The 20,431-nt window shown below is 65.5% G+C and carries 21 protein-coding genes and 1 tRNA gene; 14 read left to right on the top strand and 8 right to left on the bottom strand.

Annotated features, from left to right (window positions below):
• Positions 1-228: 228 nt before the first annotated feature.
• Both efp and galE read right to left on the bottom strand, forming a co-directional pair.
• Positions 229-795 carry an elongation factor P gene (gene efp, locus GGR43_RS02860; RefSeq protein ID WP_188070446.1) on the bottom strand — a complete coding sequence of 189 codons (567 nt, stop codon included), beginning with the start codon at positions 793-795 and terminating at the stop codon, positions 229-231.
• Between the two features lie 86 nt (positions 796-881).
• Entirely contained in the window at positions 882-1,886 is a 1,005-nt protein-coding gene (gene galE / locus GGR43_RS02855) for a UDP-glucose 4-epimerase GalE (protein WP_188070445.1), read from the bottom strand.
• 149 nt (positions 1,887-2,035) lie between these two features.
• On the opposite strand from galE, the gene GGR43_RS02850 reads away from it, so the two are divergent.
• Positions 2,036-3,514 (top strand): TolC family outer membrane protein, encoded by a 1,479-nt coding sequence (locus GGR43_RS02850; RefSeq protein ID WP_188070809.1) that lies wholly within the window; start codon positions 2,036-2,038, stop codon positions 3,512-3,514.
• A gap of 254 nt (positions 3,515-3,768) precedes the next feature.
• The gene (locus tag GGR43_RS02845) at positions 3,769-4,035 is read left to right on the top strand and encodes a hypothetical protein (protein ID WP_188070444.1); all 267 of its coding nucleotides are present in this window, start codon (positions 3,769-3,771) and stop codon (positions 4,033-4,035) included.
• A 24-nt stretch (positions 4,036-4,059) separates the two neighbouring features.
• Here GGR43_RS02845 and GGR43_RS02840 read toward each other — a convergent pair whose 3' ends face one another.
• On the bottom strand, positions 4,060-5,049 hold the full coding sequence (locus GGR43_RS02840; RefSeq protein WP_246343300.1) for a glycosyltransferase: 990 nt from the start codon (positions 5,047-5,049) through the stop codon (positions 4,060-4,062).
• A 90-nt stretch (positions 5,050-5,139) separates the two neighbouring features.
• Here GGR43_RS02840 and GGR43_RS23710 point away from each other — a divergent pair, with 90 nt between their 5' ends.
• From GGR43_RS23710 to GGR43_RS02820, 5 genes are all read left to right on the top strand, one after another.
• A complete protein-coding gene (locus GGR43_RS23710; RefSeq protein ID WP_281392406.1) occupies positions 5,140-5,262 on the top strand; it encodes a hypothetical protein in 123 nt (40 codons plus the stop codon).
• A gap of 328 nt (positions 5,263-5,590) precedes the next feature.
• Positions 5,591-5,758 (top strand): hypothetical protein, encoded by a 168-nt coding sequence (locus tag GGR43_RS02835; RefSeq protein ID WP_188070442.1) that lies wholly within the window; start codon positions 5,591-5,593, stop codon positions 5,756-5,758.
• A 473-nt stretch (positions 5,759-6,231) separates the two neighbouring features.
• Complete coding sequence (locus tag GGR43_RS02830; RefSeq protein WP_246343299.1) at positions 6,232-7,509, top strand: exopolysaccharide biosynthesis polyprenyl glycosylphosphotransferase; 1,278 nt, start codon at positions 6,232-6,234, stop codon at positions 7,507-7,509.
• Between the two features lie 84 nt (positions 7,510-7,593).
• A complete protein-coding gene (locus GGR43_RS02825) occupies positions 7,594-8,895 on the top strand; it encodes a UDP-glucose dehydrogenase family protein (protein WP_188070440.1) in 1,302 nt (433 codons plus the stop codon).
• Positions 8,896-8,899: 4 nt separating this feature from the next.
• Positions 8,900-9,886, top strand: a complete 987-nt coding sequence (locus tag GGR43_RS02820) for an SDR family NAD(P)-dependent oxidoreductase (RefSeq protein WP_188070439.1) — start codon at positions 8,900-8,902, stop codon at positions 9,884-9,886.
• Positions 9,887-10,215: 329 nt separating this feature from the next.
• Here the strand turns inward: GGR43_RS02820 and thiE are convergent, their stop codons facing one another.
• Positions 10,216-10,908, bottom strand: coding sequence for a thiamine phosphate synthase (thiE, locus tag GGR43_RS02815; RefSeq protein ID WP_188070438.1), 693 nt, complete (start codon positions 10,906-10,908; stop codon positions 10,216-10,218).
• A 342-nt stretch (positions 10,909-11,250) separates the two neighbouring features.
• Between thiE and GGR43_RS02810 the strand changes: the two genes are divergently transcribed.
• Positions 11,251-12,153 (top strand): EamA family transporter, encoded by a 903-nt coding sequence (locus tag GGR43_RS02810; protein ID WP_188070437.1) that lies wholly within the window; start codon positions 11,251-11,253, stop codon positions 12,151-12,153.
• 202 nt (positions 12,154-12,355) lie between these two features.
• Here the strand turns inward: GGR43_RS02810 and GGR43_RS02805 are convergent, their stop codons facing one another.
• From GGR43_RS02805 to tkt, 4 genes are all read right to left on the bottom strand, one after another.
• Complete coding sequence (locus GGR43_RS02805; RefSeq protein WP_188070436.1) at positions 12,356-13,264, bottom strand: fructose bisphosphate aldolase; 909 nt, start codon at positions 13,262-13,264, stop codon at positions 12,356-12,358.
• A 247-nt stretch (positions 13,265-13,511) separates the two neighbouring features.
• Positions 13,512-14,735 (bottom strand): phosphoglycerate kinase, encoded by a 1,224-nt coding sequence (locus tag GGR43_RS02800; RefSeq protein WP_188070435.1) that lies wholly within the window; start codon positions 14,733-14,735, stop codon positions 13,512-13,514.
• A gap of 57 nt (positions 14,736-14,792) precedes the next feature.
• Positions 14,793-15,803 carry a type I glyceraldehyde-3-phosphate dehydrogenase gene (gene gap / locus GGR43_RS02795; protein WP_188070434.1) on the bottom strand — a complete coding sequence of 337 codons (1,011 nt, stop codon included), beginning with the start codon at positions 15,801-15,803 and terminating at the stop codon, positions 14,793-14,795.
• 16 nt (positions 15,804-15,819) lie between these two features.
• Positions 15,820-17,784: a transketolase gene (gene tkt, locus GGR43_RS02790; RefSeq protein ID WP_188070433.1), complete on the bottom strand. Its 1,965-nt coding sequence runs from the start codon at positions 17,782-17,784 to the stop codon at positions 15,820-15,822.
• Positions 17,785-17,974: 190 nt separating this feature from the next.
• On the opposite strand from tkt, the gene GGR43_RS02785 reads away from it, so the two are divergent.
• The 6 genes from GGR43_RS02785 (at position 17,975) to GGR43_RS02760 (ending at position 20,361) form a co-directional block, all read left to right on the top strand.
• On the top strand, positions 17,975-18,163 hold the full coding sequence (locus GGR43_RS02785) for a hypothetical protein (protein WP_188070432.1): 189 nt from the start codon (positions 17,975-17,977) through the stop codon (positions 18,161-18,163).
• Positions 18,156-18,506, top strand: coding sequence for a cell division protein ZapA (locus GGR43_RS02780; protein WP_188070431.1), 351 nt, complete (start codon positions 18,156-18,158; stop codon positions 18,504-18,506). The genes GGR43_RS02785 and GGR43_RS02780 overlap by 8 nt, the downstream gene beginning before the upstream one ends.
• Positions 18,507-18,843: 337 nt before the next feature.
• Entirely contained in the window at positions 18,844-19,449 is a 606-nt protein-coding gene (locus GGR43_RS02775; RefSeq protein WP_188070430.1) for a 5-formyltetrahydrofolate cyclo-ligase, read from the top strand.
• Positions 19,449-19,667 (top strand): DUF2842 domain-containing protein, encoded by a 219-nt coding sequence (locus GGR43_RS02770; protein WP_284277799.1) that lies wholly within the window; start codon positions 19,449-19,451, stop codon positions 19,665-19,667. The genes GGR43_RS02775 and GGR43_RS02770 overlap by 1 nt, the downstream gene beginning before the upstream one ends.
• 112 nt (positions 19,668-19,779) lie before the next feature.
• Positions 19,780-20,148 carry a JAB domain-containing protein gene (locus GGR43_RS02765; RefSeq protein WP_188070429.1) on the top strand — a complete coding sequence of 123 codons (369 nt, stop codon included), beginning with the start codon at positions 19,780-19,782 and terminating at the stop codon, positions 20,146-20,148.
• A gap of 136 nt (positions 20,149-20,284) precedes the next feature.
• Positions 20,285-20,361 (top strand) — tRNA-Asp (locus tag GGR43_RS02760).
• The last annotated feature ends 70 nt before the right edge of the window (positions 20,362-20,431 follow it).

Raw genomic sequence — 20,431 nt, 5'->3', positions numbered from 1 at the left:
CCACGCGCAAGGCGGCTTTTCGGGCGCTTTCGGACGGAAAACCGGTTCCCACTTTTCCTGAAAGCGCCATGGTGCGCGCGGCGCGTTCCGTAACGGTGGGCAAGCCCGAATGCGAAACCATCGTTCAACTCCCGCGCGCATCCACTGGCGCGCTTTCATCCCAAAAGAAAAACCGGCCCTCCCCGCTGTCGCAACGGGATCGAGGGCCGGACCTTATAGCGCGGAAAGTCAGTCCGCGCGCTTCACATATTCGCGCTCGTACACATCGACGATGATGCGCGTGCCGGTGACGATGTGCGGCGGCACCATCACGCGCACGCCATTGTCGAGAATCGCGGGCTTGTAGCTGGCCGAGGCGGTCTGCCCCTTCACCACCGCGTCGGCTTCCACCACGGTCGCCTCGACCTGTTCGGGCAGCTGCACCGAAATCGGGCGCTCCTCGTACATTTCGAGCATCACCATCATGCCGTCCTGAAGGAAGGCGGCAGCGTCGCCGACGAGATCGGCGGGCAGGCTGATCTGCTCATAGGTTTCGGTGTCCATGAACACCAGCATGTCACCCTCGGCGTAGAGATACTGGAAATCCTTGGTGTCGAGGCGGATGCGCTCGACCGTTTCGGCGGAACGGAAGCGGACGTTGTTCTTGCGCCCGTCGATCAGATTCTTCAGCTCCACCTGCATATAGGCGCCGCCCTTGCCGGGCTGGGTGTGCTGGATCTTCACGGCGCGCCAGAGGCCGCCATCATATTCGATATTGTTGCCGGGACGGATTTCGACGCCGCTGATCTTCGCCATAGCGCTTTTCTGCCTGTATCTGAATTTCAAGGAGCTGGTGGCGCCCTTTAGCCGCCCTCGCCCGCTTGGGCAAGGGCAAGCCGGGGTCAGCCGCCGCGAATCTCGCTCAGTTTCCGTTCCCAGCCCAGTGCGTCCGTGACGATGCGGTCGAGATCGGCATGTTGCGGCTTCCACGGGAATGCCTTCAGGATCGCGCCATTGTCGGAGATGAGCGCGGGCGGATCGCCCGCCCGGCGCCCTTCCAGCCGCCGCTCGACCTTGCGGTTGGTGACGCGGTCGACCGCATCCAGCACCTCCAGCACCGAAAAGCCCCGGCCATAGCCGCAGTTGAGCATGTAATTGCGCTCCGGCTCGGCGATCAGCGCCTCCAGCGCCAGCACATGGGCGGCGGCAAGATCGCTGACATGGATATAGTCGCGCACACCGGTGCCGTCCGGCGTGTCGAAATCCGTGCCGAAGACGGAGACATGATCGCGCTTGCCCAGCGCCGCCTCGACCGCGACCTTGATGAGGTGCGTCGCGCCCGCCGTCGACTGGCCGCTGCGCCCCTGCGGATCCGCGCCCGCGACGTTGAAATAGCGCAGCGCGCAGAAATTCATCGGATGCGCGGCCGCCACATCCTTCAGCATGATCTCGGTCATCAGCTTCGACATGCCATAGGGGTTGATCGGCCGCTGCGGGCAATCCTCCCGCACCGGGCTGGTTTCGGGAATGCCGTAGGTCGCCGCCGTCGAGGAGAAGATGAAATGCGGCACGCCGCACCGCACCGCGCTTTCGATCAGGCTGCGGGTCTTGGCGCTGTTGTTGTGATAATATTTCAGCGGATTTTCGACCGATTCGGGCACGACGACCGACCCGGCGAAATGCATGATCGCCTTGATGCCATGCTCGCGCAGCGTCGCCTCGACCAGCGGCTGGTCAGCGATGTCGCCCTCGACGAAGGGCACCCCTTCGGGCACCGCCCAGCGGAAGCCCGTCACCAGATTGTCGATCACGACGACCGGCCAGCCTTTATCCAGCAGCGCCAGCACCGCATGGCTGCCGATATAGCCGCCGCCGCCCGTCACCAGCACCGCAGGCCTGGTCGTCATAAAGCACTCCTCCGCAAAATCCCGTGCGCTTGCAGCAATAACGGCACGGATGCTGTTTGCAATGCCTTCAACTCCGCGTATCTAGGCGCGTCGGGACGGAACAGCCGCACGGCCTTGCGCGCCGTGCAATCAAGGGATTCTGGAAGTTGATGCATCATTATCGTTCCCTCCGCGCCTTGCTTCTGGGCGTGCCCTGCCTCGGCCTCGCCACGCCGGCGCCGCTGTCGGCCGAGACGCTGCAACAGGCGCTGGCCCGCGCCTATCGGAACAACCCCACCCTCACCGCTGCCCGCGCGGGGCAGCGCGCGCTCGACGAGAACGTCGCTCTCGCCAAGGCGCCGGGACGCCCGGCCGCGGGCATCGACGGCAGCTTTACCGAGCAGCTTCATCGCCAGTTTCCCGACTCCACGCCCCGGCGCAACATAAGCGGGCAGGCGTCGCTGTCGGTGCCGGTCTACCAGGGCGGCACCGTGCGCAACCGCATCAAATCCGCCACGGAGGGCGTGAAGGCCGGGCAGCAGGATCTGCGCGCGACCGAAGCCTCCGTGTTCGCCGCCGTGGTGGCCGCCTATATGGATGTGATCCGCGACACGTCGGTGGTCGCCTATAACCGCCAGAACGTCGCCTCGCTGGAAACCAACCTGCAAGCCAGCAACGACCGGTTCGAGGTCGGCGACCTCACCCGCACCGACGTCGCCCAGTCCGAATCCCGCCTCGCCCTCGCCCGCGCCAGCCTGCAATCGGCGGAAGCGCAGCTGATCGCGTCGAAGGAAAATTACATCGCGCTGGTCGGGGTGGAGCCGGAAAATCTCGAAGCGCCGCCGCCGCTGCCCGGCCTGCCCCCCTCGGTCGACCAGGCGGTCGCCACCGCGCTTTCCGACAACCCGGATCTGCTGGCGGCCGAGCACAGCCGGCTGGCAGCCCGCCATGACGTCAATGCCGCGAAAGGGCTCGTCAGCCCCCGCCTGTCCGCGGTCGCGAGCGGCTCCTACACGGATTATCTCGGTTCGCAGGACAATGGCGGCCCGCTCGCCGGCACCCAGTTCGCACCCGATGGCGCGGTCAAGGCGGCGTCGGCCGGGGTGCAGCTGACCATCCCGCTCTATCAGGGCGGCCAGCCCGGCGCGCAGACGCGGCAGAGCATCGCGCGGGAATCGCAGGCGATCGAAAACCAGATCGCGGTCGAACGCAGCGTGATCGCGCAGACCCGCTCGGCCTATGCGGCGTGGCAGGCGTCGCTGCACACGATCGAATCGACACGGCTGGCGATCAGTTCGGGCGAGTTGTCGCTGGAGGGCGTGCGCGCGGAAAACAGCGTCGGCACGCGCACCATCCTCGACATACTGGATTCGCAGCGCGACCTGCTGAACGCGCAGGTCCAATATGTGACCGCCCAGCGCGACGCCTATGTCGCGGGCTTTTCCCTGCTCGCGGCGATGGGCCGGGCGGAGGCGGCGGACCTCAACCTCGACACCGGCGGACCGCTCTACGACCCCACGGTCAATTATGAGCGGGTGAAGGGCAAGCTGTTCGATTTCGACTTCGGCAGCCCCGCCGCGCCGCAGGCGTCGCGCACCGTCGACACGGCGCCCCAGTCGGCCGATGGCGGCAGCGTTTCGGCGAACTAGCGGTTTTTCGAGCCGGATGGAGAGACCGGCCGGTTGCGGGGCGGCAGGCCGCGCTGCATAGGTAGAGGCGCGCCCAGCGCCGACGCGGGCATGCGCCCTTCCTCCTGCCCGGCCCGACCCGGCGGGCCTGATCCTTTCCGCGACTTTCCTGAAGCTCCGTTAACGATACGGAGTCAGTCTTTCTTAAGGCTGTCCCGGTAAAGCGGGTGGCGTGTGCACGGGCGCCGCAAGGGCGCACGTTCTGGAGATTCGCCATGCCGTTGCAGAGTGCCGCCACCGCCGCCGACATCGCCAAGGAAATGCCCGCCGCCGCGCGTCCGGCAAAGGCGGGCTATCAGGCGGGCGGCTCGATCGGCGCGCTCCACGAAACGCTGGAGCAAAGGCTGGCGGCGGAAGCCCGGCTTGCGGCACCGGCCCAGCCGGTCCACTGGTCCGAGCGCGCGGTCAGCCTCCTCTCCCGCGCGCTCGGTCCGGTACTGCTGATCGCGGGCTATTTCGTGGTCGCGCGCCTGCTGTTCTGACCGGCCCGGCCGGGAAGGCCCCCTTCAATTCCGCGAAACCGCGGGGTTCCACGTCTGGTAGGTCCTGCCCGCGAAGGAATCCAGCACCCCCAGAAAGGTCGCCACGATCGACAGCAGGATCTGGTAGACGCCCCGGAACAGCGGCATGCCCGCCATGCCCAGCAGCAGCGCGACCAGCGCGAGTCCCGCGCCCGCCAGCGCCAGTCCGGGCCATCCCGCCGCGATCAGCCCCGCCGCTCCCAGCACCAGCGCCGCCGCCAGCGACGCCAGGCCGAACCAGCGCAGCAGCTTGTGCGAGACATATTTGTATATGTCCCCCGCGCCATAATGCCGCCGGATGCGCGGCCAGAGATAGCGATGGGTGTTGAACGAGCGGCAGGCGATGCGGCGCTTGCGGCGGAACTCGTCGGCGCTGGAGGTCGCGTTCTTCTCATAGGCCGGCACGTCGGTCGCGTGGATCAGGCGCAGGCCCGCGAAGGTGACGCTCATCGACACGGTCATGTCGTCCAGCAGATGCGGCGGCACTTCGGGATAGTGCGCCTTGCGGGCCGCGAAGATCGATCCGTCCGCGCCCATGATCGACCCCACGCGGGATTCGCGCTGCTTGAGAGCCTCCTCCAGCCGCCAGTAGAGGCCGCCCACGCGAGCGGTCGCGCTCGCATCCTCGTTCACATAATGGAGCGCGCCGGCCACGCCGCCGATCGCCGGATCGGAGAAATAGCGCAGCAGCGGCTCGATCGCCGCCGGGTCGAGCAGGACATTGGCGTCGGTGAAGATCAGTATCTCCCCCTTCGCCTCGGCCGCCATCCTGCGCATGCCCGTGGCCTTGCCGGTCCGTTCACGCGAAGGGACCACGCGCAGAAGATCCGGTTCCGCCGACAATATCTCCAATGTCCTGTCGCTGCTGCAATCCGAATAGGCCAATATTTCGATCCATGGATAGCGGTTTTTTATTTCACGCAGATTGGCGATTTTCGCGGGAAGGGCGCGTTCTTCATTATAGGCACTGAACATCAGCGTCGCACTGGGCAGAGGAACGCTGTCGTCCCATCGGACCGGAACCTCACGGAACCAACGCAGCGACAAAGGGTAGAAGAGATAAGGATGCAAAAACAACGCCATGGAGGCCATGGCCAGGAGCAGGAGCATGATCGCCATCAGGGCCGCCTTTCGGATTTCGCCTCGCGCGGACGCCGGGGCAGCGACGTTCCGTCGCTGCGCTATTAGGCGGCGGACCCGATCCCGCGCAAGTCCCGCGCAGGAACCGCCGGCAACCGACCGCGCGCGATGGACAGGCGCGTCACGTAGCGGGATGAATTCGCTGCAACGCAAAAGAAAAACCGCCGGCGCCATCCGAAAAAGCAATTTACGGACAGTCGATTTTCCGGTATATTATCAGTATATTACAGGAGATGTAAAAAACATTATACGACCGCCTTTTGAATATTGTCATATGGGTATTTGTGATATTTAAAAATAGAAACGAATAATATCGAAATTTCCATATGATCAGGAAATTTCACACAATAAGGGGCAAGTACAGGAGGGGTTCCTTATGCAGACGTTACGGAACGATAATTTCACTCCGTCAGGCACCCATAGGAAAGGCAGGGCGGACCGCAGGCTGGAAACCATCGTTTCCCGGCTTTCGCGCACCGGCGGCTATGTCGCGCTGGCGCTCGGCATCGCCGGGGTGATCCTGCTACTCGACCTGATTTTCTGACAGGAAGCAAGGCGACCGCGCGCTGCCGCCGTCGCCGCCTGTCCCCCTGCGCGCCCGCGACTCCGCTTCCGCAATGCAGCGTCGAATGAGTCGCCCGGCCGGCGGACCACACGCCTTCTCTCTTTCCGGACCGGCCTTTTGACCCCCAAAAGGCCCGCTTCCTGTGGATTCATCGTATCTTGCGAACGCCTTGCAGTCTTTGCACTCGCCAATTCCACGTTCCATAGTAGGACATTGCGGCACAGCAAAAGCTGAGCGAAGGCATTGCGCTTTGCTTTTCTCAAAGGGTATAGATTTTACCTGTCTGAACGGGTGAGACCTTTCCTGGGTCGGCAAGGCAGCAAAAAAGACAGGGAGCAGTGTCGGTGATAGAAAGCTTTGCGCCGATAGAGCTGATGCATGGCCAGAGCCGTCGAATGATCTCCCGTCAATCGGTCAGGCTCCTGCTTTACTTTCAGTTAATGCTGCTGGACATGATGGCCATTGCCGTCGGCTTTCTGGTTGGCGGTTATCTCGGCGGCTATACCTGGGCCGCGCCCAACGGCATCAACCTCGCCTTTCTCGTCATTCCCACCTATATTTTCCTCGCCGCCAACCAGAACGCCTACAGCCTCAGCACGCTCAAGTCGCTGCAGCAAAGCCTGCGGCGGAGCCTGATCGCCTGGGCGGTCACGGCGGCCTTCATCCTGCTCGCCGGCTTCTTCATGTATTCCCGTCCGATCGCATCGCGCGGGTCGGTCGCGCTCGGCATCGCCGGGACGGGCTTCCTCCTCATCTGCGTGCGCTTCGCCTTCGACCGGCTGGTGCTGAAGCGCTATGCGGGCGGGTTGCTGAACGAGCTTGTCATCGTCGACGACGTTCCGTTCAGCAACGCCGGCGGGCGGCAGGTGATCGACGCGAACAAGGCGTCGATCCAGCCCGATTTGCAGGACCCGGCGATGATCAACCGGCTGGCCTCCTGCCTTCAGGGCGTGGACCGCGTCGTCGTCGCCTGCCCGCCGGAACGGCAGCAGGCCTGGTCGCTGCTGCTGAAGGGATCGAACATCCGCGGCGAATTGCTGCTCCAGCGAAACGACAATGTCGGCGCCATCGGCCTCAGCCGGTTCGGCGACGCCGAAACGCTGGTGGTTTCCCACGGCCCGCTCAGCCTCCGTTCGCGCGCGCAGAAGCGGGCGCTCGATCTGGCGATCACCGTGCCCCTCCTCATCCTGCTCACGCCGCTGATGGTCGCGGTCGCCATCGCGATCAAGCTCGAAAGCCCCGGCCCCATCTTCTTCAAGCAGGGCCGCATCGGCCGCTCCAACTCGGTTTTCAGCATCCTGAAGTTCCGCAGCATGCGCACCGAATTGTGCGACGCCGCCGGGCATCGCTCCGCCTCGCGCGACGACGATCGCATCACCAGGGTCGGCGCCTTCATCCGCCGCACCAGCATCGACGAGCTGCCGCAGCTCATCAACGTGCTGCGCGGCGACATGAGCCTCGTCGGCCCCCGCCCCCATGCGCTCGGCTCCCTCGCCGGGGACAGGCTGTTCTGGGAAGTGGACGAGCAATATTGGGTCCGCCACGCGCTGAAGCCCGGCATTACCGGCCTTGCGCAGGTGCGCGGCTATCGCGGCGCCACGTTGCGGCGCCAGGATCTGGAGATGCGGCTCCGGTCCGATCTCGAATATGTCAACGGCTGGAGCCTGTGGCTCGATCTGGTCATATTGTTTGCAACGGCGAAGGTTATAAAGCATCAGAACGCCTATTGACGGCACCCGCCCGCGTCGCTGCTTTCCGATGCGGCGGGCGGTTGCCGGTGGGCGTTGCACATCTGGGGCAAGGAGTTTGGTTGAATGAAGATTACGATGATCGGGTCCGGCTATGTCGGCCTGGTATCCGGCACCTGTTTCGCGGACTTCGGCCATGACGTGGTCTGCGTGGACAAGGACAAGAGCAAGATCGACGCGCTGCTGGCCGGACGTATCCCGATCTTCGAACCCGGCCTCGATCATCTGGTGGCCAGCAACGTCGCGGCGGGCCGCCTCAAATTCACCACCGACCTTGCCGAGGGCGTGCGCGACGCGGATGCCGTGTTCATCGCCGTGGGCACTCCGTCCCGGCGTGGCGATGGCCATGCCGACCTCAGCTATGTCTACGCCGCCGCCGAAGAGATCGCGCAGGCGATCACCGGCTTCACCGTGATCGTGGACAAGTCGACGGTCCCGGTCGGCACCGGCGACGAGGTCGAGCGGATCATTCGCGCCGCCAACCCCGACGCCGATTTCGCGGTCGTCTCCAACCCCGAATTCCTGCGCGAAGGCGCGGCCATCGACGATTTCAAGCGGCCCGACCGCATCGTGATCGGCGGCGACGACCAGCGCGCGCTGGAGGTGATGCGGCAGGTCTATCGCCCGCTCTACCTCAACAAGTCGCCGATCGTGGAGATGAGCCGCCGGGGCGCGGAACTTACCAAATATGCGGCCAATGCGTTTCTCGCGGTCAAGATCACCTTCATCAACGAGATCGCCGACCTGTGCGAGAAGGTGGGCGCCGACGTGCAGGATGTCGCGCGCGGCATCGGCCTCGACAATCGCATCGGCTCCAAATTCCTCCATGCCGGCCCCGGCTATGGCGGCAGCTGCTTCCCCAAGGACACGCTGGCCCTGCTCAAGACCAGCCAGGATTATGACGCGCCGCAGCGGATCGTCGAGGCGGTCGTCGCGGTCAACGACAACCGCAAGCGCGCGATGGGCCGCAAGGTCATCCATGCCTGCGGCGACGATGTGCGCGGCAAGACCATCGCGGTGCTGGGCCTGACCTTCAAGCCCAATACCGACGACATGCGCGACAGCCCGGCGATCGCGGTCATCCAGACCTTGCAGGACGCGGGCGCGTCCATCCGCGCCTATGACCCGGAAGGGATGGAGCAGGCGAAGAAGGTGCTGGAGAACGTCACCTATTGCGACGGCTCCTATCAGACGATGGAGGGCGCGGACGCTCTCGTCATCGTGACGGAATGGGATGCGTTCCGCGCGCTGGACCTCGATCGCGTCAAGTCGCTGCTGTCGCAGCCGATCCTGATCGACCTGCGCAACATCTATCCGCGCGAAATGGTCGAAAAGGCGGGCTTCACCTACAGCGCGATCGGGCGATGAACCGATGACCGACAGGTCCCCCATAGTGGTCACCGGCGTCGCCGGGTTCATCGGCCACGCCACCGCGCACCGGCTGCTGGAACGCGGCGAGACGGTCATCGGCGTGGATATCGTCAACGACTATTACGACCCCTCGTTGAAGGAAGCGCGCCTCGCGACCTTCAACGGGCGTCGCGAATTCGCCTTCCACCGCGCCGATGTCGCCGATGCGGCCGCCATGGCCGCGCTGGTCCGCGACAATGGCGTGCGCCGGGTGATCCACCTCGCGGCGCAGGCGGGGGTGCGCTACAGCCTCGAAAACCCGTTCGCCTATGAGCACAGCAATCTGGCCGGGCACCTCTCCATCATGGAAGCCTGCCGCCACGCGCCGGGTTTCGAGCATCTGGTCTATGCCTCCTCCTCCTCCGTCTACGGCGAAAGGCCGATGGGCGGCAAAGGCTTCACCGAGGAGGAACCGGCGACCAGCCCCGTCTCGCTCTACGCCGCGACCAAGCGCAGCTGCGAGCTGATGAGCCAGAGCTATGCGAAGCTATACGGCTTCCCGCAGACGGGCCTGCGCTTCTTCACCGTCTACGGCCCCTGGGGGCGGCCGGACATGGCCTATTTCAGCTTCACCGACAGGATCCTGCGGGGCGAGCCGATCGAGGTCTATGGCGAGGGCAGGATGGCCCGCGACTTCACCTATATCGACGATATCGTCGACGGCATATTGGGCGCGCTCGACCATGTGCCGCAACAGGGCGAGCACCGCGTGCTCAACATCGGCGACAGCCATCCGGTCGGCCTGATGGAGATGATCGAGACGCTGGAAAAGGCGATCGGCCGCGAGGCGGAAAAGATCATGCGCCCGATGCAGCCGGGCGACGTCACCGCCACCTATGCGGACGTGTCGAAGCTGAACGCGATCTGCGGCTATCGGCCGAAGGTGATGCTGGCCGAGGGGCTGGACCGCTTCGCCAGCTGGTACAGGGACTATTACGGGCGCGGCTGATCGGGCGCGGTTTTCCCGAACATCGGCGCGCAATGGCGGGTTGGGATGGGAAGCGGAAGTCCCGCCCTGTCGTCGCCCCGGCGCAGGCTGGGGTCGCAGGCCATGTCGCGCGCCGTCTCCTGAGATGCCAGCCTCCGCTGGCATGACGGGAAAGGGATAGCGGGTTGGAGATGGATGAGAAGCCACTCCTCCTGCCGTTCGGCTGCGCTTGTCGAAGCCCTGCCCTTTCTTAAAGAGAGGAACTACGTCCCTCCAACGGGCTCAGGGCGAACGGAGTACTGTCTGGAAATGGCCGTAATCCGCCACAAAAACCGCTGCCGGCTCCAAGCCTACCAGCCCAGCACCCCGGCAAAAGCCCCGACGCCCGCGCACGGGCCGCTTTCATGTCCCCACACCGCGCCGCTCACCGCGAGGAAATCGGCGCCCGCCGCCACCAGCGGGGCGGCGTTGTGCGCGGTGATGCCGCCGATGGCGACGCAGGGCAGCTCGAACAGCGCCGTCCACCAGCTCAGGATCGACGGGTCCGGCCGGTGCGCCGTCTCCTTGGTCGTCGTCGGGTAGAAGGCGCCGAAGGCGACATAGTCCGCCCCGGCCTCCCCCGCCTCCATCGCCAGATGGCGGCTGTCATGGCAGGTCACGCCGATCTGCGCCGACGGGCCGAGCAGCGCGCGGGCCGCCCTCGGGTCGCCGTCGCCCTGCCCCAGATGCACGCCGTCCGCGCCCAGCCGCTTGGCCAGTTCCATGCTGTCGTTGACGATGAACGCCACCTCCCGCTCGGCGCAGAGCCGTTGCAACGGCCCGGCCGCCCGCGCAATCTCCTCCTCGTCCACATCCTTGAGCCGCAGTTGAAAGGCCGCGACCGGCCCGCCCTCCAGCGCCTGCTTCAACTGCTCCGCGAAATCGGCGCCGATGCGCGGCGGGGAAATCAGGTAGAGCTGGCACGGCGGGCGCTCGTCATCCCGCTCGAAACGCGTGGCGAAATTCGGGTCGAGCTTCAGGTCGTCGTCGGAAAAGTCGGTCATGCCCCCCCATATCGCGCCCGGCATCGCGAAGCCAGCGGGGAAGAGCGCACCGTTCCGAAAGAAAGGGCTATTGGGGTTGATAGCGGTCATGCTGCCCACCGTTCGCTGAGCTTGTCGAAGCCCTGTACTTTCTAAAGGTTGAAAACAGCCGTTGGGCTTCGCCCGCCCTTCGGGTCGACAAGCTCAGGGCGAACGGTTTCTTAAGCCCGTTTTGGCCGAAACCCACCATTAACAGGAGACAGTTCGCAACCACCATACAGGCCGAAAAAGGGCGTGACATTCGAATGCAAGGAGAGGAATGAGACGGCCGGGCCGACTCCAGCCCCTCCGGCGAAAGACGACATGACCGAGCAGCACAGCCAAGCACCGGAAAGAAGCGGCGGCCATTCCCCGGCTGTGCCGATCGCGATGCTGCTCGTCGCGATGCTGTCGGTGCAATGGGGCGCGTCGATCGCCAAGGCGCTGTTCCCGATCCTCGGCGCGACCAACATGGCGGTGCTGCGCATCCTGTTTTCCACCCTTTTCATGGCAATCGCGCTGCGCCCGTGGAAAATCCGGCTGGACCGCGGCAACTGGCGTGCGCTCCTGCTCTATGGCCTCGCGCTGGGGAGCATGAACCTCACCTTCTATCAGGCGCTGGAGCGCATTCCGATGGGCATTGCGGTGGCGATAGAATTTGTCGGGCCTTTGGGGGTGGTGATCGCGACGTCGCGCCGGGCGGTGGATTTCCTGTGGGCGCTGCTGGCGATCGCCGGGCTGGCGCTGCTGACGCCGCTGGGACCGGACAGCCATGATCTCGACCCTGTCGGCATGAGCTTCGCGCTGCTGGCCGGTCTTTTCTGGGCCATCTATATCCTCGCCGGCAAGCGGGCGGGGCAGGATCACGGCTCGCGCAGCGCGGCCGCCGGGATGCTGATCTCCTCGGCGCTCGCCCTCCCCTTCGGGGTGGCGACGGCGAGCCCTGTCTCGGTGCTGCTGCCCGTGCTGCCGCTGGTGCTGGCCGTCGGCCTGCTTTCCGGCGCGATCCCCTATACGCTGGAGATGGTCGCGCTGCGCCGCATGCGTCCGGGCACCTTCGGCATATTGATGAGCCTCGAACCGGCGATCGCGGCGATGCTCGGCGCGCTGACGCTGCAGGAGCATCTGCCGCTGCTGCACTGGGTTGCGATCTGCGCGGTCATGACGGCCTCCGCCGGGGCGGTGCTGACGGCGGCGCGAACGGTGCGGGTGGCGGACGCGCCCTGAATAACGGGGCCGAATAGCAAAGGGCCGGACGCCCATCGACGTCCGGCCCTCGCCAGACTCTATCCTGTTCAGATTGAACCGGACAGAGTGTGGCTATTCCTTGTTTGCCGCGTTTTCCGAGCCGTCAGATGTTCCATCTGACCTGAAAACGCTCTATCGCTTCGGCGGCAGGCGCGAAAAGCGCGCCCGCCCGCCTGTGTCCTCAGGCCGCTTCGGTCACGGTCTTTTCGGTCGAGGCCTTGTAGATCTCGTCGATCGCGCTGCCGAGCGAGGCGTTGAATTCCTGATCGCTCATCTGCGCGCGCAGGTCTTCCAGCAGCGCGCGGCTGAAGCTGGCGATGATGCCCTTGTTCTTCGCTAGCTCGACGCAGGCTTCGGGGCGCTTGAACCCGCCCGACAGCGCCACCACCCGCAGCACGCGCGGATGGGCGACCAGCGGATCGAACAGGCCCGGCCGGGCGGGCAGCGACAGCTTCAGCATCACCTGAGCGTCACCGGTCATCGCGTCCAGCGCCTTCAGCGTCTCGTCCAGCAGGATCTGGTCGGCCTGCGCCCGCTCGGCGCTCTTGATGTTCACCTCCGGCTCGATGATCGGCACCAGCCCTGCGGCCAGCACCCGCTGCCCCACCTCGAACTGCTGCTTGACGACAGCGGCGATGCCCTCGCGGTTGGCGAGGTTGATCACCGAGCGCTCCTTGGTGCCGAACACGCCCAGCCCCCTGGCGCGGGCCAGCAGCGCATCCAGTTCCGGCATCGGCTTCATCAACTGGACGCCGTTCGCCTCGTCCTCAAGGCCCTTGTCGATCTTGATGAACGGCACCACCCCCTTGTCGATCAGCGCCTGCGGGGTCGGCTTGCCGTCGACCTGACCGTCCATCGTGCGCTCGAACAGGATCGCGCCCAGCACCTTGTCGCCGGTGAACGCCGGCGAGGTGATGATGCGGCTGCGCATCCGGTGAATGAGGGAGAACATCTCCTCCTCGCTCGACCACGCATCCGCCTCCACTCCATAGCCCGCCAGCGCCTTGGGCGTCGAGCCGCCGCTCTGGTCCAGCGCCGCGATGAAGCCCTTGCCGCCCGCAATCTTGTCACGCATTTCCGCGAAGTTCATGAGTATATCCCTTTTCTGCACAAAGGAGAGTTGATCGAAAAAACCGACAAATGACCTGGAATTCTTTGTTTTCCGCGTTTTCCGAGCCGTCAGATGCTCCATCTGACTTGGAAACGCTCTAGCCCAAGATACCGCACCGCTCAATGCTGCGGCGCGACAAAGACGGTCGACCTGCCGCCCGCGCGCGATGACAGGCCCATTTCGGGACAGGTCGCGCGGGAAGAGGCCCGCGCGCGGCGCATCGCCCCTAGGCGGTCAGCGCGGCGACGCCCGGCAGTTCCTTGCCTTCCATCCATTCGAGGAAAGCGCCGCCCGCCGTCGAAACGAAGCTGAAATCGCCGGCCACGCCCGCATGGTTGAGCGCCGCCACCGTATCGCCGCCGCCGGCGACGGAGGTCAGCGAGCCTTCCTTGGTCAGCGCCGCCGCCGTGCGGGCGAGCGCCACCGTCGCCGCATCGAAGGGCGCGATCTCGAACGCGCCGAGCGGTCCGTTCCATACCAGCGTGCGGCAGGTCTTGAGCGCATCGGCCAGCGCCTCGACCGCCGCCGGGCCGACATCGAGGATCATCTCGTCGGCCGCGACCTCATGCACGTTGCAGGTGCGCAGCGACGCCGGATTGGCCGCGAATTCCTTCGCCACCACCACGTCGTAGGGCAGATGCACGGTGCATCCGGCGGCATCGGCCGCGTCCATGATCTTCTCGGCAGTTTCGGCAAGATCATGCTCGCACAGCGACTTGCCGACATCCACCCCGCGCGCGGCAAGGAAGGTGTTGGCCATGCCGCCGCCGATGATGAGATGATCGACCTTCGCCACCAGATTGTTGAGCACGTCGAGCTTGGTCGAAACCTTCGCCCCGCCGACCACGGCGGCGACCGGCTTCACCGGCTTGCCGAGCGCGGCTTCCAGCGCATCCAGTTCCTTTTCCATCGAGCGCCCGGCAAAGGCGGGCAGCCGGTGCGCCAGCCCCTCGGTCGAGGCGTGGGCGCGGTGGGCGGCGGAGAAAGCGTCATTGACATAGAAATCGCCGAGCGCGGCCATCGCTTCGGCCAGCGCCGGATCGTTCTTTTCCTCGCCCGCGTGGAAGCGGGTATTTTCCAGCACCGCGATGCCGCCTTCGGGCAGCGCATCGACGGCGGCCTTGGCCTCGGCGCCCTGGCAATCGGCGATGAAGGCGACCGGGCGGCCCAGCACATCGGACAGCGGCTTCGTCACCATCGCCAGCGACATGTCCGGGTTCGCCTGCCCCTTGGGGCGGCCGAAATGGGCGAGGATCAGCACCTTCGCGCCCCGGTCGGACAGTTCGTTGACCGTCGGCATCGCGGCGCGCAGGCGGGTGTCGTCGCTCACCACGCCATCCTGCATCGGCACGTTCAGGTCCTCGCGCACCAGCACGGCCTTGCCGCGTATATCGCCCATGTCGTCAAGCGTCTTGAAGGATTTCACGTTGCAATCACCCTGTTGCGTCATCTGCTGCCGTTCATATGCGAAGACGCCCGCCGATCCATATCGGCGGGCGGCATCGGATCAGAGGAACTTCGCCACCACGCCGGTGGTGTCGATCATCCGGTTGGAAAAGCCCCATTCATTGTCGTACCAGCTGAGCACGCGCACCAGCTTGCCGTCGATGACCGCCGTTTCGAGACTGTCCACGGTGGAGCTGCGCGGATCGCCATTATAGTCGATCGACACCAGCGGCTCTTCCGAATAGCCCAGCACGCCCTTGAGCGGGCCGCTTTCCGACGCCGCCTTCAGCAGGCCGTTGACTTCCTCGATGGTGGTGTCGCGCTTGGCGATGAACTTCAGGTCGACGACCGAGACGTTCGGCGTCGGCACGCGCACCGACGAGCCGTCCAGCTTGCCCTTCAGCTCCGGCAGCACCTCACCCACCGCACGGGCGGCGCCGGTGGTGGTCGGGATCATGGAAAGCGCGGCGGCGCGGGCCCGGCGCATATCCTTGTGCAGCTGGTCCAGCGTGTTCTGGTCGTTGGTGTAGCTGTGGATCGTGGTCATGAAGCCGCTCTCGATGCCCACCGCCTCATGCAGCACCTTCGCCAGCGGGGCGAGGCAGTTGGTGGTGCAGCTGGCGTTCGAGATCACGATGTCGTCGCCGGTCAGCGTTTCATGATTGACGCCGTAGACGATGGTCTTGTCCACGCCGGTCGCGGGCGCGGAGACGATGACGCGCTTCGCGCCGGCGGTCAGGTGCGCGCTCGCCTTCGCCTTGTCCGCGAAGATGCCGGTGCATTCCAGCGCGATATCGACGCCCAGCTTCGCATGCGGCAGATTGGCCGGGTCGCGCTCGGCGGTGACGGTGATGCGCTTGCCGTCGACGACCAGGGCATCGCCATCGACGCTCACCTCGCCGGGGAAATTGCCGTGCACGCTGTCGCGCTTGAACAGCAGCGCATTCGACTTGGCATCGCCCAGATCGTTGATTGCCACCAGTTCCAGATCATGATCGGTGCGCTCCAGGATCGCGCGCGCGACCAGACGACCGATACGACCGAAACCATTAATAGCTACTTTGACAGCCACTGCACTAGCCTCCTGTTTATTTCAGCGCCGCAAGGACTTGCGGAGCAATCTTCTCGGCGGTCAGGCCGAAATGGTCATAAAGGGCGTCGATCGGCGCCGACGCGCCGAAGCTGTCGATGCCGAAGCGCAGCCCCTTGCCGCCGGTGATCGTTTCCCAGCCGAAGGTCGTGCCCGCCTCGATCGACACGGTCAGCGCGTCGCCGGGCAGCAGGTCGGCGCGCCAGGCGGCGCCCTGCGCGAGGAAGCGCGACATGCTCGGCATCGAGACGACATCGGCGCCGATGCCCTCGGCCTCCAGCCGATCCGCGACCGCGACCGCGATCTCGACCTCGGAGCCGGTGGCGACCAGCACCACCTTGCGGGCGGCCTTCGCCCCGCGCAAGCGATAGGCGCCCCGCGCGCTGCGATTTTCCGACGCTTCGGTGCGCAGCTGCGGCAGGTTCTGCCGGGTCAGCGCGAGGATCGAGGGCTTGTCCTCATTTTCCAGCGCCAACTGCCAGCATTCGGCGGTTTCCACCACGTCGCAGGGGCGGAACAGTTCCAGATTGGGGATCATGCGCAGCGTCATCACCTGCTCGACCGGCTGATGGGTCGGGCCGTCCTCGCCGAGGCCGATGCTGTCATGGGTCAGCACATAGACGACGCGCTGGCGCTGCAACGCCGACATGCGGATCGCGTTGCGGCAATAGTCGCTGAACACCAGGAAGGTGCCGCCATAGGGCACCACGCCGCCATGCAGCGCCATGCCGTTCATCGCGGCGGCCATGCCGAATTCGCGGATGCCGTAATAGACGTAGCGGCCGGAATAATCGTCCTTGGTGAAGGGCGCGGTCGCCTTGGTCTTGGTGTTGTTGGAGCCGGTGAGGTCGGCCGAGCCGCCGATCATCGCCGGGATCGTCTCGGTGAGCGGGCCGAGCGCCATTTCGCTCGCCTTGCGGGTCGCGACCTTCTGCGGGGCGGCGATCAGGCCGTCGATGAACGCCCTGGTCGGCGTCGCGGCGTCGAGCTTGCCCGCCATCTGCGCCTCGAACTCCGCCTTGCGGGGGGAAGCCGCGAGGCGCGCTTCCCATTCGGCCTTGGCGGCAGCGCCGCGACGACCCGCCTGCTCCCATTCCGCCTTGATATCGGCGGGGATTTCGAACGGCGCATCGCTCCAGCCCAGTTCGGCGCGGGCGGCGGCGATTTCCTCCGCGCCCAGCGGCGAGCCGTGGACATTGTGGCTGCCCTGCTTGTTGGGCGCGCCCTTGCCGATGATCGTCCGGCAGGAAACGAGCGACGGGCGCGGATCGGCGGCGGCCTCGGCCAGCGCGCGGCGGATATCCGCGAAATCATGGCCGTCGCATTCCGTCACATGCCAGCCCGACGCGCGATAGCGGCCCGGCACGTCCTCGCTCGACGACAGCGACACGTCGCCGTCGATGGTGATGTTGTTGTTGTCCCAGAGGACATTGAGGCGACCGAGGCCCAGTGTGGCCGCAAGGCCCACCGCCTCATGGTTGATGCCTTCCATCAGGCAGCCGTCGCCCGCGATCACCCAGGTGCGGTGGTCGACCAGATCGTCGCCATAGACGGCGTTCAGATGCCGCTCGGCCATCGCCATGCCGACCGCCATCGCGAAGCCCTGCCCCAAGGGACCGGTCGTGCATTCGACGCCCGGCAACTCGAAATTTTCCGGGTGGCCGGCGCAGGGGCTGTGCAGCTGGCGGAAATTGCGGATGTCCTCGATCGTCGGCCGGGCATAGCCGGTGAGGTGGAGCAGCGCATAGATCAGCATCGAGCCATGGCCCGCCGACAGCACGAAGCGGTCGCGGTCGGCCCAGCGCGGATCGGCGGCGTCATATTTCAGATAGTCGCGGAACAGCACCGTCGCGACGTCGGCCATGCCCATCGGCATGCCGGGATGACCGCTGTTCGCGGCCTGGACCGCATCCATCGCCAATGCCCGGATCGCATTGGCCAGCTTCTGCTCGGGAACGGTCATCGGAAAAGGCTCTCACTCTTGGACTGGTCAGGAATGACTCCGCGCGGCGCGAAGTGCGCGAGTCGATGGCTTGGGGTTCCTTTGTCGCGGCGGGGCCGAATCGTCAACCGCGGCAACCACGAATCTGCAACTCGCGCGCTTCGTGCGGCAAAGCTTGTGCGGGCCGCCGCTCCCTTGCTATGGTCCTTCCATGCCCAGTCCCGCCCTGCTGCAAGCGATCAACCGCCTCGATCAGGCAATCAGCCGCGCCGAAGCCGCATTCCAGGAAGCCAGAAGCCGCGCGCGGCGGAATGCCGACCGGCGCGACGCCCTCATCACCGAAGCGATGACGGAGATAGACGAGTTGATGTCCGCGCTGCGGGAGAATGGCGATGGCTGAGGTGACGCTGACCATCGGCGGCCGTCAATATGACGTCAACTGCCGCGACGGGGAGGAAAGCCACCTCCTCCGGCTGGCGGAGATGATCGACGCCAAGACGATGACGGCGCGCAAATCCTCGCCCGGCCTGACCGAGGTGCGGCAATTGCTGTTCGCCGCCGTGCTGCTGGCCGACGAGGTGCACGACCTGCGACTGGAGCGGAACAAGGGCCAGTCCTCGCTCAACCTGCCGCCGATCGACGACAGCGCCGCCGAGGAGATGATGGCGGGACGCCTCAACGCCCTCGCCGCCCGAATCGAAAAGCTCGCGGAGAAGCTTGCGGAAAGCGACGGGGCATCCTAGATGGAGGACGGCGGGTACTGCCCGGCACGAGCTTTAGCGAACATCCCTGAGGCGATAAAGACATCCAAGGGGACTGTCCCTGTCCGGGCCCTGGCCCGATGCACATGGTTCCCACCTGACGTTGAGGCGTCAGAGGATATTCCAGCAAACGACCACGGCGGTCCCGCCACCCGCCCTTTTGGTTTCATATGGGCCTGCGAAAGGCGCCTTTCTGCGCTTCGGCGCTCACGGGCCATAAGCCCGCTGCGCTCCGATGCTCGAAAATCACCCTTCTCGGCTCCATCTGAAATCAAAAGGGCGCGTCTCCCTTGGTCCGACAAGACAGGAAGTTTTCACCATGTCTGATACAGCCGGTTCCGACATGGCGGACAAGGATGCCGCGCGGCAGGCGGCGCGGGCGGCGCGCAGGGCGTTCGTCGCCGCGCTCGATCCGATGGCGCACCGCCTCGCCTTTCATGCGCTGCCCAGTCCGATTCGCGCGCTGATCGCCGATTGCGCGACCGTCGCCCTTTATTGCCCGGTCGGGGACGAAGCCCCCGCGCTGCGTCTCGCCAAAGCCTTGCTGACCGAGGGCAAGACGCTGTGCCTGCCCCATGTGGTCGACCGGATGGGCACCATGGAATTCCGCCAATGGGCGCCCGGCGACGAGCTGGAGCAGGGCAGCTTCGGCACGCTCCACCCGCCCCGCTCGGCCCCGCTGCGCGAGCCCGATGCGATCTTCGCGCCGCTGGTCGCCTTCGACGCGCGGCTGATGCGGCTGGGCCAGGGCGGCGGCTATTATGACCGCGCCTTCGCCCGCCATGAAGGGGCGATCCGCATCGGCCTCGGCTGGTCGGCGCAGGAAATCGCCCATGTCCCCGCCGACCCGTGGGACGTGCCGCTGCATCGCGTAATGACGGAGCGCAGCATATTCGCGCCCGCGCAGGGGGAGGATCTGCCTTGATCGAACCGCACAAGCCGAGCTGGCGCAAGCCCGCGGGCATGTTCATGATCCTCGGCCTGATCGCGCTGTGGGCGTTCATCATCGGCAGCTTCTCCCGCCAGATCGGCGGCCTGCCGGGCTGGGCGCAAATCCCCATTTATGTGGTGAGCGGCATCGTCTGGATCGCACCGCTGAAACCGCTGCTGCTGTGGATGGAAACCGGACGCTGGCGGATCTAGGCACCGCAGCGCCCCAATTCCCTCCATATCGGAGCAATATGCGGGCGAAAGCCGTCGCAATCGGATCAAGCCGGGAATAGCGGCCCCGCGGCCCTCCTCTAAACCTGTCCGCATGACCGTTCGGACCCTTTCTGCCTTTCTGGCGGAGCTTTTCCAATGCCGCGAAGGCGACCCGGAAATGGCCGCCATCCTGTTCGCCGATCATCGTTCCCACATCATCGACACCCGGATCATCGAGGGCGCGCCGGATATGCTGATCCTGCCCGTCAGGCAGATATTGCGCGACAGCCTGACGATGCGGGCACGGCAGATCGTGATGATCCACACCCATCCTTCGGGCGACCCACGCCCCAGCGAGCACGATGTCGCCGCCACCCGCCTGCTCTGCGCCCATCTGCGCCGGCAGCGGCAACGGCTGATCGATCATATCATCCTAAGCCGGAATCTTTATTTCAGCTTCCGCGCCAATCATATGCTATAGGAAAGCGTGGATTTTCGGGCGTTCACCGGTGCCCGTGCGGGCATGAGACGAAGAAATGCGGTGCGGCGGACAGAAAATGCCATGAGGGGTGTTGACAGCCAACCGCCCCTCCCATAGATGCCCCTCCACACCGAACGCGGGTGTAGCTCAGTTGGTTAGAGCGCCGGCCTGTCACGCCGGAGGTCGCGGGTTCGAGCCCCGTCACTCGCGCCATTTTCCCTGATCGATACAGCAGGAAAATGGCGCACCCGCCTTCCTCATTTCCATCATGAACGACGCGCCG

The organism is Sphingobium jiangsuense (genome assembly GCF_014196495.1).
In the GTDB taxonomy this organism is placed as follows: Bacteria; Pseudomonadota; Alphaproteobacteria; order Sphingomonadales; family Sphingomonadaceae; genus Sphingobium; species Sphingobium jiangsuense.
The sequence above is the reverse complement of the archived record's forward strand: the minus strand, read 5'-3'. Positions and strand labels throughout refer to the sequence as shown.

Coding starts and splice junctions, on each gene's coding strand:
- efp (WP_188070446.1), bottom strand. CDS start 795: ATGGCGAAGATCAGCGGCGTCGAAATCCGTCCCGGCAACAATATCGAA.
- galE (WP_188070445.1), bottom strand. CDS start 1,886: ATGACGACCAGGCCTGCGGTGCTGGTGACGGGCGGCGGCGGCTATATC.
- GGR43_RS02850 (WP_188070809.1), top strand. CDS start 2,036: ATGCATCATTATCGTTCCCTCCGCGCCTTGCTTCTGGGCGTGCCCTGC.
- GGR43_RS02845 (WP_188070444.1), top strand. CDS start 3,769: ATGCCGTTGCAGAGTGCCGCCACCGCCGCCGACATCGCCAAGGAAATG.
- GGR43_RS02840 (WP_246343300.1), bottom strand. CDS start 5,049: ATGTTCAGTGCCTATAATGAAGAACGCGCCCTTCCCGCGAAAATCGCC.
- GGR43_RS23710 (WP_281392406.1), top strand. CDS start 5,140: ATGCAAAAACAACGCCATGGAGGCCATGGCCAGGAGCAGGAGCATGAT.
- GGR43_RS02835 (WP_188070442.1), top strand. CDS start 5,591: ATGCAGACGTTACGGAACGATAATTTCACTCCGTCAGGCACCCATAGG.
- GGR43_RS02830 (WP_246343299.1), top strand. CDS start 6,232: ATGATGGCCATTGCCGTCGGCTTTCTGGTTGGCGGTTATCTCGGCGGC.
- GGR43_RS02825 (WP_188070440.1), top strand. CDS start 7,594: ATGAAGATTACGATGATCGGGTCCGGCTATGTCGGCCTGGTATCCGGC.
- GGR43_RS02820 (WP_188070439.1), top strand. CDS start 8,900: ATGACCGACAGGTCCCCCATAGTGGTCACCGGCGTCGCCGGGTTCATC.
- thiE (WP_188070438.1), bottom strand. CDS start 10,908: ATGACCGACTTTTCCGACGACGACCTGAAGCTCGACCCGAATTTCGCC.
- GGR43_RS02810 (WP_188070437.1), top strand. CDS start 11,251: ATGACCGAGCAGCACAGCCAAGCACCGGAAAGAAGCGGCGGCCATTCC.
- GGR43_RS02805 (WP_188070436.1), bottom strand. CDS start 13,264: ATGAACTTCGCGGAAATGCGTGACAAGATTGCGGGCGGCAAGGGCTTC.
- GGR43_RS02800 (WP_188070435.1), bottom strand. CDS start 14,735: ATGACGCAACAGGGTGATTGCAACGTGAAATCCTTCAAGACGCTTGAC.
- tkt (WP_188070433.1), bottom strand. CDS start 17,784: ATGACCGTTCCCGAGCAGAAGCTGGCCAATGCGATCCGGGCATTGGCG.
- GGR43_RS02785 (WP_188070432.1), top strand. CDS start 17,975: ATGCCCAGTCCCGCCCTGCTGCAAGCGATCAACCGCCTCGATCAGGCA.
- GGR43_RS02780 (WP_188070431.1), top strand. CDS start 18,156: ATGGCTGAGGTGACGCTGACCATCGGCGGCCGTCAATATGACGTCAAC.
- GGR43_RS02775 (WP_188070430.1), top strand. CDS start 18,844: ATGTCTGATACAGCCGGTTCCGACATGGCGGACAAGGATGCCGCGCGG.
- GGR43_RS02765 (WP_188070429.1), top strand. CDS start 19,780: ATGACCGTTCGGACCCTTTCTGCCTTTCTGGCGGAGCTTTTCCAATGC.